Source organism: Enterovibrio coralii, assembly GCF_001559595.1.
Classification (GTDB): domain Bacteria; phylum Pseudomonadota; class Gammaproteobacteria; order Enterobacterales; family Vibrionaceae; genus Enterovibrio; species Enterovibrio coralii.
The window spans coordinates 1-16,849 of the sequence record NZ_LNTY01000021.1 but is presented as its reverse complement, the minus strand read 5'-3'; the positions used below and the strand labels follow the sequence as shown (position 1 = coordinate 16,849).

At 48.4% G+C, this 16,849-nt stretch carries 15 protein-coding genes and 2 pseudogenes; 4 read left to right on the top strand and 13 right to left on the bottom strand.

Features of this window, described 5'->3' with window-relative positions; all coding sequences use genetic code 11:
- The first annotated feature begins 69 nt into the window (after positions 1 to 69).
- Entirely contained in the window at positions 70 to 981 is a 912-nt protein-coding gene (gene rdgC / locus ATN88_RS06495; RefSeq protein WP_198158339.1) for a recombination-associated protein RdgC, read from the top strand.
- A gap of 44 nt (positions 982 to 1,025) precedes the next feature.
- Here the strand turns inward: rdgC and ATN88_RS06490 are convergent.
- Positions 1,026 to 2,296, bottom strand: a pseudogene (locus tag ATN88_RS06490) (peptidoglycan DD-metalloendopeptidase family protein).
- Between the two features lie 257 nt (positions 2,297 to 2,553).
- On the opposite strand from ATN88_RS06490, the gene trhP reads away from it, so the two are divergent.
- Together trhP and ATN88_RS06480 are read left to right on the top strand one after the other, a co-directional pair.
- Positions 2,554 to 3,951, top strand: a complete 1,398-nt coding sequence (trhP, locus tag ATN88_RS06485) for a prephenate-dependent tRNA uridine(34) hydroxylase TrhP (RefSeq protein ID WP_067413135.1) — start codon at positions 2,554 to 2,556, stop codon at positions 3,949 to 3,951.
- A 3-nt stretch (positions 3,952 to 3,954) separates the two neighbouring features.
- Positions 3,955 to 4,209: a YfhL family 4Fe-4S dicluster ferredoxin gene (locus tag ATN88_RS06480; protein WP_067413132.1), complete on the top strand. Its 255-nt coding sequence runs from the start codon at positions 3,955 to 3,957 to the stop codon at positions 4,207 to 4,209.
- Between the two features lie 28 nt (positions 4,210 to 4,237).
- Here the strand turns inward: ATN88_RS06480 and mepA are convergent, their stop codons facing one another.
- The 11 genes and pseudogenes from mepA to ATN88_RS06440 form a co-directional block, all read right to left on the bottom strand.
- Entirely contained in the window at positions 4,238 to 5,080 is an 843-nt protein-coding gene (gene mepA, locus ATN88_RS06475) for a penicillin-insensitive murein endopeptidase (protein ID WP_083539432.1), read from the bottom strand.
- Positions 5,081 to 5,222: 142 nt separating this feature from the next.
- Positions 5,223 to 6,362 carry a TonB-dependent receptor plug domain-containing protein gene (locus ATN88_RS26890; RefSeq protein WP_232312880.1) on the bottom strand — a complete coding sequence of 380 codons (1,140 nt, stop codon included), beginning with the start codon at positions 6,360 to 6,362 and terminating at the stop codon, positions 5,223 to 5,225.
- Positions 6,326 to 7,168 (bottom strand): TonB-dependent receptor plug domain-containing protein, encoded by an 843-nt coding sequence (locus ATN88_RS26885; protein WP_232312878.1) that lies wholly within the window; start codon positions 7,166 to 7,168, stop codon positions 6,326 to 6,328. Before ATN88_RS26885 ends, ATN88_RS26890 begins: the two co-directional genes overlap by 37 nt.
- 132 nt (positions 7,169 to 7,300) lie before the next feature.
- Positions 7,301 to 7,618: a winged helix-turn-helix domain-containing protein gene (locus ATN88_RS26880; protein WP_232312877.1), complete on the bottom strand. Its 318-nt coding sequence runs from the start codon at positions 7,616 to 7,618 to the stop codon at positions 7,301 to 7,303.
- Positions 7,619 to 8,204: 586 nt separating this feature from the next.
- A complete protein-coding gene (locus ATN88_RS06460; protein ID WP_232312875.1) occupies positions 8,205 to 8,978 on the bottom strand; it encodes a sugar phosphate isomerase/epimerase family protein in 774 nt (257 codons plus the stop codon).
- A gap of 66 nt (positions 8,979 to 9,044) precedes the next feature.
- Entirely contained in the window at positions 9,045 to 10,319 is a 1,275-nt protein-coding gene (locus ATN88_RS06455) for a DUF6005 family protein (RefSeq protein WP_067413128.1), read from the bottom strand.
- Positions 10,320 to 10,327: 8 nt separating this feature from the next.
- A complete protein-coding gene (locus ATN88_RS06450) occupies positions 10,328 to 11,380 on the bottom strand; it encodes an AMP-binding protein (RefSeq protein WP_232312873.1) in 1,053 nt (350 codons plus the stop codon).
- Positions 11,362 to 11,583, bottom strand: coding sequence for a hypothetical protein (locus ATN88_RS26875; protein ID WP_232312871.1), 222 nt, complete (start codon positions 11,581 to 11,583; stop codon positions 11,362 to 11,364). The genes ATN88_RS06450 and ATN88_RS26875 overlap by 19 nt, the downstream gene beginning before the upstream one ends.
- A 7-nt stretch (positions 11,584 to 11,590) precedes the next feature.
- Positions 11,591 to 12,244 (bottom strand): IucA/IucC family C-terminal-domain containing protein, encoded by a 654-nt coding sequence (locus tag ATN88_RS26870; protein WP_232312885.1) that lies wholly within the window; start codon positions 12,242 to 12,244, stop codon positions 11,591 to 11,593.
- A gap of 60 nt (positions 12,245 to 12,304) precedes the next feature.
- Positions 12,305 to 13,155 (bottom strand): annotated as a pseudogene (locus tag ATN88_RS26865) (IucA/IucC family protein); the annotation flags it as partial.
- 172 nt (positions 13,156 to 13,327) lie between these two features.
- Positions 13,328 to 15,115, bottom strand: a complete 1,788-nt coding sequence (locus ATN88_RS06440; RefSeq protein WP_232312869.1) for an IucA/IucC family protein — start codon at positions 15,113 to 15,115, stop codon at positions 13,328 to 13,330.
- A gap of 211 nt (positions 15,116 to 15,326) precedes the next feature.
- Here ATN88_RS06440 and ATN88_RS06435 point away from each other — a divergent pair, with 211 nt between their 5' ends.
- Positions 15,327 to 16,685, top strand: coding sequence for an MATE family efflux transporter (locus tag ATN88_RS06435; protein WP_067413120.1), 1,359 nt, complete (start codon positions 15,327 to 15,329; stop codon positions 16,683 to 16,685).
- On the opposite strand, the gene ATN88_RS26860 is transcribed toward ATN88_RS06435, so the two are convergent.
- The coding region (locus tag ATN88_RS26860; protein WP_232312867.1) for a hypothetical protein at positions 16,651 to 16,849 on the bottom strand (199 nt) is incomplete at its 5' end. The genes ATN88_RS06435 and ATN88_RS26860 overlap by 35 nt on opposite strands.

Sequence of the window (16,849 nt, the reverse complement as noted above, 5' to 3'; positions counted from 1 at the left end):
GCGACATTCGTCACTGAATGCAATACCATGTGGCCTTTGTCATTACCTGATGGATAACGCCTCGCCATGATTTGGTTCAAGAACATTTTTACCTACCGCCTTACCCGAGACATCGACCTAGACCCTGAGCATATGGAAAAGCAACTTTCTGAGTTTCGCTTTACCCCATGTGGCAGCCAGGACATGCAAAAATTCGGCTGGACCACGGCGTTAGGCAAACATGGCGACATGATGACCCACGTCAGCGATGGCAACATTCTGGTATGTGCACGCAAAGAAGAAAAAATGCTGCCAGCATCAGTGATCAAAGACTCCCTGACAGCAAAAGTAGACGCGATGGAGCGTGAGCAAGGCCGTCCGCTGAAGAAAAAAGAAAAAGACAGCATCAAAGATGACATCGTAATGGATTTGCTGCCACGCGCATTCAGCCGCACCAGCCAAACCTACGCACTTGTGATGCCAAAAGCCGGACTTATCCTAGTAGACGCTGGCAGTGCGAAAAAAGCAGAAGACATTCTGGCTCTGCTGCGTAAATCTCTGGGTAGTCTGCCAGTCGTGCCTGTTGAAACCAACAAGCCGGTTGAACTGGCTATGACGGAATGGGTACGTTCAGGTCACGCGCCGAAAGGCATCACCATTGGTGAAGAAGCCGAACTAAAAGCCATTCTTGAGCAAGGTGGCGTTATTCGCTGTAAGCAACAAGACCTGTCTAGCGATGAAATTCTGGCGCACATTGAAGCAGAAAAGCTGGTCACCAAACTGGCGATGAACTGGCAAGACCGTATTGAGTTCATGCTGTGTGACGACATGTCTATCAAACGCATTAAGTTCTCTGAAGAGCTGCGCGATCAGAACGCAGACATCGACCGCGAAGACATGGCACAGCGTCTGGATGCAGACTTGTCATTAATGTGTGGTGAGCTTGGCGCGTTCTTGCCAAACCTTTACGAAGAGTTGGGTGGCGTCGATAAGGCTGAGTAAGCCTAAACCACAGACATAAAAAAACAGGGCAATGCCCTGTTTTTTTATTGAACCGATGCCTTCAGCATCATGTCATCGTATTTTGTCACCGCATCCTTAAACTCGGTTTTTTCCTTTTTCGGCACCGATGTCGCCATCGGAATTTTTGCCGTCATAGGATTCACCGCTCGTCCTCGGATCAACAATTCATAGTGAATATGCGGTCCGGTCACACGTCCGCTTTGACCTGACAGCGCAATTTTCTGCCCGCGAGACACACGCTGACCTTTCTTCACCAAAATCTTGCTGTTGTGCAGGTAACGTGTCTTGTACTGGTTACCGTGGTCAATCACCACGTACTTACCGGCGTAAGGGTGGTTTCTGACCATCACCACCACTCCGTCGCCCGTCGACAACACAGGTGTACCCGTTCTTACTGCAAAGTCCGTCCCGTTGTGCGGTGAAACACGGCCAGTCACTGGGTGCTTACGGCGTGGGTTGAAGTTAGAGCTGATGCGCTCTTTGTGCGCAGTTGGGTAGCGCTGGAAAGCACGTTGAAGCTGTCGCCATTTTTGTCGTAGTAGTTACCGTCCGTGTGCAGGTATGCCGTAATAGCACCACCACGACGTTCAATACGGATAGCCTGAATTTCGCGCTGACCACTGGCTTGACCATCCACAAACTGCTCCGCACGAACAACTTCAAACTTGTCACCCGCACGCAGGTCACGCGAGAAGTTCATCTTGTCTTTGAGCAGGTTGGTGATCACTTGCACATCGTTGTAGCTCAATCCTGCGCGTCGGGCTGACACAGAGAAACTGCCTTCAATATCCCCAACGGTGACTGATTGCACCCAATCGCCCGGAATATCGATTTCCTGAAACTCAAAGGTGTCATCATCTAAACGTGAATACTGAACCTTTTGAGCAATATTGAATTCGAGCTCAAGTTTAAGCAGTTTTTTACCCGTCGGATCGACCCAAAAACGCAGCACGTCATCAGGTTGCAAAGTATCAATACGCAAGTGGTTAAGGTCGGTTTCCATCAGCTTTAACAAATCGCCGTAAGGAATACCAAGCTTCATGAATATTTGGCTAAGGCTATCGCCCGACTGGATGGTGTATTGGTAGTCAGGAAGGTCAACAACCTCCTCAACTTCCGCGTCAGACGTGAATTTTGAAGGCAGCAATGAACCCGCAATATTGAGGGGAACGACACGAATAGGGTCGGAATGCATCACGTTAATCGAGACCGCAACCGTCACTAACGACAATCCCATCAGGCCAAGAACCGATTTCGACAGCTTGCTTATCGTCTTGGTTTTCTTTTCATACATCTATTTTTTGCTCAATGTTGCGTGAGTTTTAAAACGTTTGCCTAACATACAGGCGAATTTTGGAGCTCTAATCATCATTTTGTCAAATTATGCGCGAATTACCCATAATTTTGCAGACAAGTTGAAAGACACCAATTTCTTTGAATGGTTTCCTGAATGGAACTGGCTATGTTAACAAGATCACAGTAAAATCGCCCGCACCTCCGCCTCATTTTTGGATGCGGCCTGACTTACACTCAGAAATAGAAGCAATGACTATGTTTGTACCAGAACTTCTGTCTCCTGCGGGCAGCCTAAAAAACATGCGCTATGCATTTGCATACGGCGCAGACGCAGTATACGCCGGTCAACCACGTTACAGCCTTCGTGTGCGTAACAACGAATTCAACCACGAGAACCTACAAATCGGTATCGATGAAGCCCACGCACTGGGTAAAAAGTTCTACGTGGTATGTAACATTCAACCGCACAACTCAAAGCTGAAAACCTTCATCCGCGACCTGAAGCCTGTTGTTGATATGGGACCAGATGCGCTGATCATGTCTGACCCTGGTCTTATCATGATGGTACGTGAAGCCTTTCCTGACATGGCGATTCACCTGTCTGTTCAAGCGAATGCGGTGAACTGGGCAACCGTGAAGTTCTGGCAAACCCAAGGCATTGAGCGTGTGATTTTGTCACGTGAATTGTCTTTGGAAGAAATCGAAGAAGTACGCAAAGAAGTCCCTGAAATGGAGATCGAAATCTTCGTTCACGGTGCACTTTGCATGGCTTACTCTGGCCGCTGCCTACTGTCTGGTTACATCAACAAACGTGACCCGAACCAAGGCACCTGCACCAACGCATGTCGTTGGGAATACAAAACAGAGAAAGCGACTGAAGATGAAACAGGCCAAATCGTTGAGATCCAGCCTGCTGCTTCTGTTCAAATCCAAGAAGCTGAAGAGCGTCCAGACAACACCATTGGTCTAGGCAAACCAACTGACGAAGTGGTTCTGCTGAGCGAAACCCATCGCCCAGACGAAAAAATGGCTGCGTTTGAAGACGAGCACGGCACCTACATCATGAACTCGAAAGACCTGCGTGCTATCCAGCACGTTGACCGTCTGACCAAGATGGGTGTTCACTCGCTTAAAATCGAAGGCCGTACCAAGTCTTTCTACTACTGTGCACGTACCGCACAGGTATACCGCCAAGCAATCGACGATGCTGTCGCGGGTAAACCGTTTGATGAAACCCTGATGACCACGCTGGAAAGCTTGGCGCACCGTGGTTACACCGAAGGCTTCCTGCGCCGTCACAACCATGGTGAGTACCAAAACTACGAGTACGGTTACTCTGTGTCTGACAGCCAGCAATTCGTGGGTGAGTTCACCGGTAAACGCCGTGGCAACCTGGCAGAAGTTGAAGTGAAGAACAAATTCGTTGTGGGTGACTCACTGGAAGTGATGACACCAAAAGGCAATGTGATCTTCACGCTGGAAACCATGGAAAACCGCAAGAGCGAAGTGATTGACGATGCGAAAGGCAACGGTCACTTTGTCTTTATCCCAGTGCCAGAAGACATGGACCTGAACTTTGGTCTGCTGATGCGCAACCTGACTGACGGTGCAAACACGCGTAACCCAAACGCGCCTAAAGCAGTGAGTGCGTAATCAATGGCATTATTGATCACCGAGAAGTGCATTAACTGCGACATGTGTGATCCTGAATGTCCGAACGAGGCTATCTCATTCGGCGCAGAGATCTACGAGATTGACCCAGACAAATGCACGGAATGCGTAGGTCACTATGAAAAGCCGACATGTCAGTCTGTATGCCCAATTACAAACTGCATCATCATTGATCCTGACCACAAGGAAACCAATGATGAATTGCTGGAAAAGTTTGTGAGAATACAGGGACTCGCATAAAAGAGAAAAGCGCCGATAGGCGCTTTTTTTATTGGGTTAACACTGTTGTGCACTGTGCCGGTTTTATCTTCACTTTCTTCTTTTTCGTCACTGAAGCCGTCTTCTTGTTGCTGTCTTCAGGTTTAGGTCGCCAACTTACTAGCTCAGCCCCACAGCCATCGCCCTGTGGTGGTGCTTTCTGATTCACACAAGACGCACTTCCTTCCGGACAACTGAGCCTGACATGCATGTGGTAGTGATGTCCCCACCAAGGCCGGACTTTTTGCAGCCAGCTTCTGTCTTCCCATTCCATCGAGCACAAGGTTTCTTTAATCACTGGATGAACAAAGATGCGCGCGACTTCTGGCTCTGACGCCGCCACTTGAAACAATACTGCGTGATCATCAAGCCAGTTATCGCGGCGAAGTTTGTAGTTTTTCAAATCCACCATGCTAATTGCCGTCTGATTTTCAACGGCCTTTTTGGTGAGAGTATCGGGTGCAAAGCTCAACCAAATATCTGCATCCAAACCCGTTTGATGACTAGCGTGCCCACTAGAGAAATTGCCACCGCGCGGCATGGCGATGTCCGCAATCAACAGATCATCCAACCCAAACGCCTTGGTTTTGGCACCGAGCTTTGTCAGGTAGGTAATCATGTCAGGGTGGCCGTAGTAGCGATTTCTTGACGGCCGAATCACCTGATAGCCCTCCCCTTTTAAGGGCAACGCCTCTCCACCGCTCAAGCAACCATTGGCGTAACTACCAATTGACTGCTCTTGTCCCGCGAAAGGCTCTTTCACTGACTCCCAAGGAGAAGCCTGCGCGATAGCCATATAGGCACCGAGCAGAAACATGCTGATAAAGAGGATCATCAAAAGGTCTTTTTTCATACGCCCCTCAACGCACAAAGTAATAGCTATATCTTAGCTGGGACATTGGCGATGACAGTGACGAAAGAAGGATTGTCACAAGGCAAGATGCGAAACTTTTGGCGAGATCAAAAAGAGAGGCTTTCGCCTCTCTTCGGTTGCATTAGAATGCGTAAGCCACATTGAATCGAATGTCTCGACCCGGCTCGCGTGTGCCCACCGCGATTGTGCTTTGTGAGCCATCATCATTGCGGTAGATACCATAGCTCGCGTGGTCACGATAGGCTTTGTCAAACAGGTTCTTCACTGCCAGCGACACCGTCAGATCTTCATTGGCGAACGGCGTCCACTCACTGTAGATGTCATGCACGGCATAACCCGCTTTTTCATCGTAACCATCGGCAACATCCGTCAGACGTTCCACGTAGCGACCAACATAGCCCACCAGGATGCTCTCAGTGATTTGATAGTTCACATCCGCTACCCAGGTATCACCGATTGCCGTACCAATGCCTTTGGTGTCGTCATTCAGCGGCTTACCATCCAACTCAGGACGTGACTGGTTGTAGCTAATGCCAGCCGACACGGAATCCCAGTAGTACGCAGCGCGGGTCGTGAAGCCTTTGGTTTCCAAGTCACCGACGTTTGTCAGTTCGCTGTTCTCTTCATCGACAATATCATCAATTTTGGTCACGAATGCTGTAGCAGACAGGTGCAGTCCACCTGAAACCCAGCTCGCTCCTACTTCTGTGTTTTCTGCCGTTTCTTCCTTGCGGGTCTCTGCACTCTTTGTGCCATCCAGCTTGAAGATTTCACGCACTTGGGCACCACGCAAAGCCTGCGCATAGCCAGCATAAACGTTAAGATTAGAGGTAATTGCATAGTTCACGCTGACATTCGGGCTGAAACCATCATGGTCGAATTTGTTGCCGCCAGACTCATCAAGCTTGTAAGAGTCGAATCGTCCGCCTGCACTCAAAAGCAAAGCATCAGTAACGTAAAAATCACCTTGAAGATAGACGCCGAAGACTTGGCCTTCGTCTTTGTCAGAGCCATAAGTCGGGCTCGTTAGATAACCTTCATCATCACGATACTCAACACCATAGATGAGCGCATGCTTACCAAGCGACGTGGTATTGCGAAGATCGGCACCGAATGACTTGGCTTCACCCAGATAATCCCCCCACGGCCCATCGATGTGCTTAAGCGAAGTCTCTGTGTTGTAGGCAGTCAGGGCGAGGTTCAACCAGCTAATGTCTTCTGGGTTTAGCTCATACTTTGCGGTGAAGGTTTGACGATCCATTTCCTGATTGATTGGGCTGTTTTTCTTGCTCTCAACCATTGTGGACGGTGATAACGGTAGGCTTCATCTTCACGAGAGTCGTAGCTCAAAGAGAGTTTCTGTGAGTCCGTGATATTGCCGACCACTTTGAGATAACCCACTTTGTTTTCTGCACCCGTATGGTCTTGCTTTTCACCATCACCGTCTTCGTAATCATCCAGATCGCTATAGGACAAGGTAGCCAGCGCACTGACATTGTCGGTAATTAAGCCGTAACCGCTTACGGTAGTCTTATACCCTTCCGTGTTGCTGTAGTAGCCTGCTTTGACAGAGCCACCAAAACGCTCGCCCGGCATTAGCATGTCTTCGGCGTCTTTCGTTTCAAAGCGAATGGCACCGCCCAGCGCGCCGGCCCCGTCAGTTGCACGCCCAGCCCCTGCAATGACCTCAACTTGCTGCAAGATATCTGGCTCGATAGAGAGGCTGCCTTGGTGGTGATAAATGTTACCCGACTGAACGGCACCATCAATGGAGACATTCAAAAGTGTGTTTTCCAAGCCACGAACATAAATCTTTTGCGAGACACCGGAACCACCGCCTACTGCCACTTCAGGATCGGTACGGAAAATATCGTTCAAGTCATTCGCCTGACGTTCCTCTAGCTGTGAGGCATCAATGGAGACATCTGTCGTCGCCAAAGGATTCCCAGTCACAACGACGGTTTCATGGGCATCAGAATGGTCATCAGCGATGGCAGTTTGACTGAGCAGAGCTGCACAAATTGCGAGCGCGAGGGGTGAGTTTTTAAAGCTACGTCCTTGGTACATCTTACTGTCTTTCCATAATGGTAATGAGAATGATTTGCGTTATTATCCATTACCGTATGGTGGTGTAAACGTAATTTACAATTGTTACAACTAATGTAACAGACTGAAATCATTCATATTGCAAATGCAATTTCAGTCGCAGTGCTCGAACGTAACTACGGGTGAAATAACACCTTTCGTCTGGATTCCACCACTAGGAAAAACAGTACCTTTGCCATGTGCCGTCTGCAGACGCTCAGCGGCCATCCCCGCGTCCACCAGCTTTTTACGAATTCGGCTCAAATGCATGTCTAAGCTTCGGTCGTATTTTTGAAACTCTCGAGACAGCACCGTTTGGGAGAGGTAATCCTTGCTTAAGATTTGGTGTTGTTGAATCGCTAGCGTCCAAAGCAGTTTAAATTGGATGGGTGTCACTGAAATCAATTGGCCGTCATAGGTTACTTCTTGCAATTTTTTGTCCATCGTAAGGCTATCAATGACAAGCTGGGAGTTCGTTTCAATGATCGGCAGTTGTTGGGCACGTCGAATAACTGCGCTGACTCGGCAAATTACTTCACTGATTGATTGCTGACAGGTGACGTAGTCATCTGCCCGTGTGCAAAACTATTAATACATTCTCGATGGCAGTAATGCTCCGCGAGAAGAATAATTGGCACATGCGTTTTCTTGCGAAACTGCTTAAGAATCACGTGCCCAGCCATCTCCGGAAGTGCCGAAGATAGCATCAGTAAATCAAAAGCAGTGCCTGAATGTAAGGAAGGCGCCTCTGCGGCAGATCTGCACCACTTGGCGACATACCCATTATCGAGTAATTTTGAAATCAGTCTCTTACCGTACTTTTCACTAGGCTCAATAATTAAAAGGGTTCCCTTAGTTCTTGTTGTCTGTGCATTCATTATTGGTTTTTATATTGTTGGTCAAACTTGGGTGTAAATGAGATCGATTATCAATATCAATTTCGGAATTTAAATCCCTCTTCTTCGTTCACAAGACTCAGATCACAAAAAAAAAGTCCATTTTTCTAGACTGACCACAACTACAAAGGCGATACATCGGCATACGCGCGATGCCTAAAAATGTCCAGTTCCGCTTTATCTGCAAGCAAGGTTTGTTTTACGTCATTACCAAACCATTCCAGTGATGCAGATACGTCGTTGCGTTTCAGAAGTTCTGGCACAAAGCGGTGGTAATCCAACACGCCCTGAAACAGGGGAACCATCCCAAAGCGGCTACCTGCAGGTGAATAGACATTGTCTGGAGAGAAGACGCTGAGTAATTCGCGTGAAAGCACATTTTTAAGGTGATAGTGACCGACATGCTCCGCCACCTCATGATGGAACGCGACAGGATCTTCACCGGCTTCCCAAACATGCAAGGTGTCGAAGTTAAGCTTTAATGCCGGGTGATTGACCTCATCCAACAACTGCATAATGGATTGCGGCGTGTCTGCCAAGGTGCCAGGATGCGTTTCCACCAGCACACTCAATCCTTGCTGTTCGGCATACGCACAGATGTTCCGCAGACGACAAGTCATCCGAGCGCGTTCATTTGAACCCACAGCTGCGCTTGCTTGATGCCCCGCAAATGTGCGGACTTTTTGGGTCTCCCAATGCTTTGCCAAGCGGAAAATATGCTGGCATTTTTGGTCGGCATAATGCTCATCACCCGCAATCGGCAGATAGTCGCTGAGCATCGAAATGGAGAGTCCCATCTCCTTTAACCATTTGGCATCATATTGTGGTTGATGCTCTAAACCGAACGCGTGCGCGCCCCAAAGCTCTATCCCATTAAACGCATGGCTTCTTGCCATTCAGCCAGATTTTCCAATGAGACCAGTTGATGACGAAAAGAAATGGTGCAGATCGAAAGCTGCATATCACACCGCCTCAGCCAGCATGGGAAGTGCTAAGTCGTTCAGTTCACACCAATCACGGTAAACCTCAAACAGTCGTTTCTTAATGCGGTTTTCGGTCTGATCTTGCTTATTAAGCAGCGCGTAGATGTCCACTTGAAGTTCTACATCACCGGTTTCCGCAAGCTTCATTACCTGATACTGGATTTTGGTGTAGGTTTGGATGAGATCTTCAATCACATCACACCAGTACTCAAAGTCATCATCCGGCAAGCCTAATGCGCGCCAGAAAAAGGCAAAGCCATGTTCGTAGGCATATTTGCGTACCGCAATAACGCGAATTTCTCTTAACGCAATATTCAGCGCAGAAATCGATAACGCATCCACGCTACGAAGGTGTGCATTCAAGATAGTGCGAATAGCACTGGTCAGGGGATTGTCTTCACGGATAAAACAAGCCTCAAAGTACGCTTGAATATCGCGGTCATCGGCATGTTTTAGCTTGGCTTCATTAATCAAATAACCACCCGCAACACTGGGCTGAGAGATAGCGTGATAGATCTTCGACGCTTCCATCTCCCCTTCCCAACGAAAGTCCGGGTCGTACATCATCAGTGTTGCTGGGTCGTTCGTGTTCTCCAGCATCACATAGTGAGGAAAAGGATTTTGGTTAAACTTATTCTCACGCTCAGGCAAGTGGTACATATCCAACATCACCATCAAATGCTGATCTGACGGTTTGCTCTCGAGAATGCGCGTCATCGCCAAAAGATTGTCTTCTTTGGATTCTGATTCGTCATACCAAGACTCAAGCTCCACACCAAAAAGTGTCTGGTACCAGGTTTTGAAATCGCTATGGTCGATATCATCTGAATGGTACTGAAGCCGATAGTCATCACTGATAGAAAACGTGGCATCCCACACACCGAAATAAAACGGGCGATGGTCGATGTGCTTTCGTTTGAGCGACTCGCAGACACAGCTAACAAAGCAGTGTACTTTTACATCCTCAAACTCTTCATCTTGCTGAACGCTTGTCTTGGGCGTATCACTGTCTATCTGGCAAAGAAAGTCTGCCAAGCTCGATACCGTCGCATAATCCGCAGCCGTGATATTTTGCTCTGGAACATTCAAGCCCAAATCGAGCTCCAGATGCAGGATAAGCTGCAATACCAGCACGGAATCTAAATAGAGATCCTCATTGAGCCTTGCCGACGCATTGAATGCATGCATATGCGGGTTTTGCATGTTGCCTTCCAGCACCTGACGGATGGCTTCTATCATGGTTTCTTGTTTCATTTGGCCTCCTAGCCCAATGCTGGTAGGGAAATTTTGCTTTGTGAGAGTGCCTTGCGGTTAACTTTTCCATTCGGCATTTTTTCGATGGCATCTCGCTGCTCAACATCAATAGGCAGTTGGAAAGACGCCAAACGCGTACTGCACCAATGACGGATACGGCTAGGCTCTATGTTGATATCGGCGACAAACTGGAGACACACACGCTCTCCCGAGAGGCTATCCGCACGCTTAAAGACCACGGCGTCCGATACTTCAGGAATTTCCATCACCACGTTTTCAACGTCTTGCGGGTAAACGTTAAGTCCCGACACATTGATCATGTCGTCGCTGCGGGAAACGAAACAAAGCTGTCCAGATGGGTCAACATACCCGATGTCTTGGGTGTAAATGACCAACTCACCTTTGGTCACCACAATCTCAGCCGGCGCATCGATGTTTTCTCCTGCGGTCACCATGAGATGAGGCAGTGGCTTGCCAATTTGATTGGCCGATTCTGTTTGCGGGTTGATGGCAATGCAACCGGCTTCAGAGCAGCCATATTGCTGGAACACAAACTGGGCTTTCGCTTTCAGCGCATCAAACCAGCTTTGTGGCAATACCGTCCCGGAGGTCATCACGGCGTGAAGCTTTTGTCCGTTGGGATAAAGCTGAACCACCGAATTCAATAGTGCCGGTGAGGAATACAGCAAATGAGACGGTGTCGTAAGGAGCTTTTTCAGCAAATACTTGGGATTGATATTGCTGACGATAATAGGATGCTGACCCCGCCTCATGGCCACCAATACACCGGCAATCAAACCGTATGAATGCGTCACTGGACAGGCAATAATGGGTGTCATCTCTTGCGGCAAGGTGAAGCTTTTGGTGTAGCTTTCTAGCTCTTCATCAATCGAATCCCAATCGCGGCAAATGACCTTTGGGTCACCTGTTGTCCCTGAGCTTGTTTGCACAAGCACGGCAGTTTGGTCTTCATCCTCTCTTTTCAAGTCCATTGCAGAGAGTTCTACACCGTAAAGCAGGGTATGACATTTCGCTTTGACCGCTAGCCTTTTCGCAGCCAACTTAGGTGTCGTTGCCAGATAGGATAGAAAGACCCACCTTTCTCCTTAAGGAAAAGGCACAAAGCGATAACGATAGCGGGTTCATCACAGCAAACCGCAAACCGCTTTCCCTCTGGCTGGCTCAGTGCTGCGATTGACTCAAATTTCTCATATTGTTCAGCCAGATATTCCTTGCTGAAAAATGCGTCATTTACGTAAAACATAACGTCCTTATTGTTGAAGATCTGATTGAGAGGATCTAATCCCGCGCGATCCTGCGTGCAAAGGGTTGGGAATACGGTGATGACATTCGGCTTTGCTCTGCGTGAGTTTTCGTGTCATCAAGGACTCGGTAGATATACTTGCTTGGGTATAACCCAATTCCTCTAGCCGACTTTCGAGTTCTGGATGCTGTTTTGCGTAGTCATCCAGATGTTTGGCGACACGTTGCCAAAACGCTGCCTCGGACATCGAATAGAAACTGGCAATGAGATGGGAAACTTCTGCAAGGTTGTAGATAAACAAGGTGTCCATCACCAGTTCACGCAACAGTTCCACAGAGCTCATGGCGTAGTAATCATCAAGCGGTGCTTCAGCAAGATGAGGCTCTAAAGACGCGAAGTCTGGCACCCATGACGGCTCGCGAACAAAGCTCGGCACATACTCCACACTTTCGTGAAAGTCTCTGATGAGGATCCGCTCCGGCCAGCCGTTTTTATGGATCAAGACCATGTTCTGGCCATGGGGCTCGATCCCAATGCCATGCTTAGCTAGCAGATGCCAAACGGGAAGCACTGCGACCGTGATTAATCTGTCTAGCCAGTCCTCCAAACCGTACTGCTCAACCCAGCCGGCGATAAAGGGAAGCCCGTCTTGTTCTACCATCATGAGCGCATTGAAAGGTACGGCAGACTCCCCCGCTTTCAACTGACTGGCGACGCTTTCTCGAAAGATCACCGCAAGCTGTCCAGCCTCTGGGGAGGTTTCAACATCCATATACGGCGCTTGAAATCTCGCACCAGCATATTCATTGAGAACACCCAGACCAGAAAGTGCTGAATCACTGGCAATAACGCGGTCAAGCCATGAAGACACCATGGGTGCAAGACACACTGAGTAAGCGGCGAGATTTCGATGAGATGAAGTGTTAACCATATTCATCGGCAACTTTACGTTTGCGCGACGAGCGTCAGAGCAATTCAGTAAGGTACGTACCGATTGCGTCGCGGCATAACGGTCTGAACCAATCCCAAGAAAGAGGAGGTTTTGACTTGCCAACTCGTCGGCTATCCACTTGGATTTAAGTTTTTTCCATTGCCAAGGGTGGATAGCAACAAGCCATATTCACCCCACTCAGCCCCGTTGGCACGAAGCGCCCCGCTTAATCGGTTCCACTGGGTTTGCCCAAGCTCTTCTTGCCAAAATGTGTTGTGTTCGCAAGGAAGGTTTTCTTCAAGGAATTCGCGCTTTATTGCGACCCAGTAAAGATTGAAAGCGTTGCCAGCTTCGGGGCCAAATGTTCTGTGATCGGAAAAATCAAATCCCGTGCGCGCCTTAAAGGAAGGATGATAGGGATGTCCTTCATCCAGCAAGCCTTCCAACTCTTCGTAGGACGACAAGCGTCTCGAAGGTAGAGGCAGTAAGTTTTGATCGTTCCAACGGCACAACGAGATCGTTTGGGAGAGCTCCTCCAGCAACGCCTGTTTAACCGCAATGTGGGCGGGAAGGTCGTCAATAATGCCTTGCCAGTCATGGGAAAAATTCACCTCGGCACCATTTATCAATAGCGTCGCCATGTCCAAACGATAACGGCCAAACGCCCCTATTTTCCCCCTCGCCTCATAACGATTTTTCTCCAAACGCCAGACAAACCTGTCTGAGGTGTCTTGTGGCTCAGAGGTCACAATACCTTCGAAGAGCAACGCTTCGAGCAGTTGCTTGATGACGCGAGATTCATGACATTGGGTATTAGGCAACGGCATATTTCACCTCCGCAGCTTCTTCAAGACAGGTCATCATCAGCGGGTTGGGTAGCTCGCAATATATGGCTTGCTCGTTGTCAGCAAGGAGTTCATCCACATCATGAACACGGGTGAGCAAATTTGCTTTGGCAGGAATCGTCGCGCGACTGAGTAATCTGTCGACAAACAGTTTCCCGGCACCTGACAAAGAGTGTTGCATCGCAGAGAGGCGCTGTTGGACAAAACTGATCAATATCCCTTCATCAACCAGACCATCTGCGCCCATGCGGCCCACGATCGAGAACAGGTGATTGATCATCAGGTAATACGCAAAGCGGTCACAGATGATGTCATCGTCAAAGTAGAGTGAATCCACCGTCACCGATTCTGGTTCCATGTCGGCAAGGTAACTGCGATAGGATTTAGACAGGTAGAAGCCTTGGTTATCCCTGAAGTAGTATATCGACGGATAACCGTCTTCGAGTCGGATAACACTGTTTTGCTGATGGGCTTCCAGCGCGATGCCGTGCTCATCATAAAGGCGAAGCATGGGTTCAATCGCACATTCCCAATACTTGGCAAACCATTTGATCGCAATGCGTGTCATGTTCGCGTTATCGGATGCCGCAAGTTGGCCAATCACCTTGGCAAGCATTGAGGTTTCGCCGGGCAAAGGTGCCTGTGTCAACGCGGCGATCGTAACAACATTATCGCTTTCCGTTGGGGTGAACGGGTTCTCACGAATGATTACCTCAAAGCCGCTTTCGCTCAGTTCGGGCAAGGATAAGGTGATGTAGGCAGGATCAGTGATAACCCGAAAAGACGGATACAAGGCTGCAAACCCCGTCTTTTTATAAAGGGTTGCCATCACCACCCCCGCATCAAGCTCTGCCCGCTTGTTCACCCTCAGTGAATTCGTGATTTTTACGGGTAGAGAGAATTTGTACATCCATTCCAAGTCAGGGTTATAGAGTGAACGTACCGAAGATGTCGCGGTAAATCGCACTCCCTGCACGCCTAAATCCAGGATCTCTCCACGCTCTATCAATGCTTCAACATGCGGTTGATGAAGTAGCCATTGAGCCTGAACAGGGTGCATAGGTAAAACGGCATGATTATTTGGTATCTGCCCGATCACTGGCAGAGACGTGCGAATAATGTCTTCGGCGGATTCCGTTAATGCCGAGCGCTGTCGAACAAGGCTTTGCGCCACACTGAAATAATGAAGCTTGAATTGTCCTTGTAGTTCAGGGGCATAATGCAGGTGATGGTAGTCGAGCATCCCCTGTCTGCTTTTCGGCGTTGGATGTTGCCAGTGTCCGAACAGCAGTGATTGCTCGGCACCGATAAAGCACATGCTGCAGCGGGAAGGATCGTCCAATCTTTCATTAATGTATCTGGTCATCACAGCATGACTTTCAAGTACGCGGACGGTCAGTTCATGTTTGTGATGAGACGCGTTGTCGCTGCATTCAAAATACAGGGATTCAATAAGCATCAACTGAGCGTCGAGAAAAGAAAGAGGCTTTAGATGGCTTTCATGCTTTAGGTAAACCTCGCTAAAAACATGACAACCCACCTGAGTGCGGTAATCCACGATAGCGACGAGAGGTTGAGGAATATGGCGAAGTGAAACCTCAACGGTTGTGGTATTTGCGGCGAGTGCATGCCCAGTTATCAGAGTATCCACATGGCGTGTACTTCTCCACTCTCCAACATCCACCTCTTTGAGATAGCCATTAAAGAAGGCTTGGAAAGACGCTTTTTCAGCGATTTTTTGCGCATTTAGATTCACGATACCCTCGCCTAACTCTTTGCAAGCGCAGCATTCCATGCGCTTTTACGGACAAGGCTGAGGATCCTAATTGATATTAATTATCATTTCACTAAAAGTTACCATTGTTACATAACCAGCAAGGCTGGGTCTCAGAATCCAAGTTGTGCACTGGAAAGGTCGTTTTGTATACCGCAAGATGAAACCATCTGAAATTGTGTCTGTTTGAATTATGAGCTCTGAAAATCGCGTCACCCAGTCGCCAATCATCCCTACATTCTTCTATTTTGCTGTGCCTTCTTTACTCGGGTTGTTAGCTATTTCCAGTGCCAGCATTGTCGATGGCATCTTTGTCGGTCGGTATCTGGGGGCGGATGCGCTTGCCGCCATCAACCTACTGGTGCCTTTTCTGACGTTTATGTTCGCCACTTCATTGATGATTGCGATAGGCGGCACGGTTAAAGCGGGAAAATACATTGGAGAAGATGATTACGACAAAGCAAATGCCGTATTCACTCAGTCTCTCATAACGGTGTTTGGCTTCGCTGTGGTCATGGCACTTATCACTGGGCTTTTCAGTGAGACGCTATTTGGATTGCTAGGTGCACCGACTGAGGTCCATCCTTTGATGCTGAAGTACTTTAGCGTGATCTCTTTGTGTCTCATCATTCAGCTAAGCTCCCTTGTGCTCTACTACTTTGTTCGTGCGGATGGCTTTCCTGTATTGGCAACAGTGGCGTTATCCGTCGGCGCAGCGACCAACGTTGTCCTTGATATCGTATTTTTAGGCTATTTGGGTTTAGGCATTGAATGGGCGGCCTGGGCAACGGTAATCGCACAGACCTTTCAGCTATTGACGCTATCGACCTTCTTTTTCGAAAAGAGACGTAATCTGTGTTTTTCGATTTCCAACATGAAGTTGAGCGATTTGTTCTCTTCTCTTATCAATGGCTCTTCGGAGTTTATCAATGAGATTTCCGTCGGTATCGTCATCTTAATCATTCATTGGTTATTGGTGTTTGAAGGCGGGCAAGCTGCTGTTGCAGGGTTCTCTGTTGCCAACTACATGCTGTTTTTTAGCATGATGGCCTACTACGGCATTGTGGATGCCATCCACATACTGATCAGTCAAAACTTTGGAGCGGGAAACTGGCAACGGATCCGACAGTTTATGATGATGGCAGGGAGTTCGGTTCTCACAATCAGTCTCGGGTTCGTTTATGTCGCACAAAACGGGGCAAGTGCCATCACCCAGCTTTTCTTTACTGATGCAGTGACTGCGTCTTCAAAGCAGGCACTCTTTTATATCAGCGTGATTTGGCCATGTCTGTTGTTCAGTGGCTTCAATGTTCTGATTTCGGCTTATTTCACCGCCTTACAGAAACCCGTTCAGTCTCTGATCATCGCATTAAGCCGCGGCTTAGTGCTCCCTGTCGCATTGCTCTTGTGCTTCGCGTTCTTTTTCAAAGAGAACCACTTCTTGCTAGCACTGCCTCTCGCTGAGTCAATCACGCTGATTATTGCGGTGAGCCTATTCTTGCTAAAGCAGGAAGAGATTAAAAAGCAGCAGATCTTAGCCACGCAATCGTAAGTCGACAGGAATTTAAAACACCAAAAGCCCAGCGATAATCGCTGGGCTTTTTGATTGATACATCGCTGGAGTCCCGCGCTTTTCTGGGGCGCAGATAGAAGAAACTCAGCATTTCTGCCGGGACGCGCAGTCTGAGGTTTCTCGTTGAGGGAAAAATCACTTTG

Excerpts from the sequence above, each read along its gene's own strand:
- ATN88_RS06435 (WP_067413120.1), top strand. The coding sequence starts at position 15,327 with ATGAGCTCTGAAAATCGCGTCACCCAGTCGCCAATCATCCCTACATTC.
- ATN88_RS06460 (WP_232312875.1), bottom strand. The coding sequence starts at position 8,978 with ATGGCAAGAAGCCATGCGTTTAATGGGATAGAGCTTTGGGGCGCGCAC.
- ATN88_RS26875 (WP_232312871.1), bottom strand. The coding sequence starts at position 11,583 with ATGTTTTACGTAAATGACGCATTTTTCAGCAAGGAATATCTGGCTGAA.
- ATN88_RS26870 (WP_232312885.1), bottom strand. The coding sequence starts at position 12,244 with ATGGTAGAACAAGACGGGCTTCCCTTTATCGCCGGCTGGGTTGAGCAG.
- ATN88_RS06455 (WP_067413128.1), bottom strand. The coding sequence starts at position 10,319 with ATGAAACAAGAAACCATGATAGAAGCCATCCGTCAGGTGCTGGAAGGC.
- ATN88_RS26890 (WP_232312880.1), bottom strand. The coding sequence starts at position 6,362 with ATGGATCGTCAAACCTTCACCGCAAAGTATGAGCTAAACCCAGAAGAC.
- ATN88_RS26885 (WP_232312878.1), bottom strand. The coding sequence starts at position 7,168 with ATGTACCAAGGACGTAGCTTTAAAAACTCACCCCTCGCGCTCGCAATT.
- mepA (WP_083539432.1), bottom strand. The coding sequence starts at position 5,080 with ATGAAAAAAGACCTTTTGATGATCCTCTTTATCAGCATGTTTCTGCTC.
- trhP (WP_067413135.1), top strand. The coding sequence starts at position 2,554 with ATGTTTGTACCAGAACTTCTGTCTCCTGCGGGCAGCCTAAAAAACATG.
- ATN88_RS06480 (WP_067413132.1), top strand. The coding sequence starts at position 3,955 with ATGGCATTATTGATCACCGAGAAGTGCATTAACTGCGACATGTGTGAT.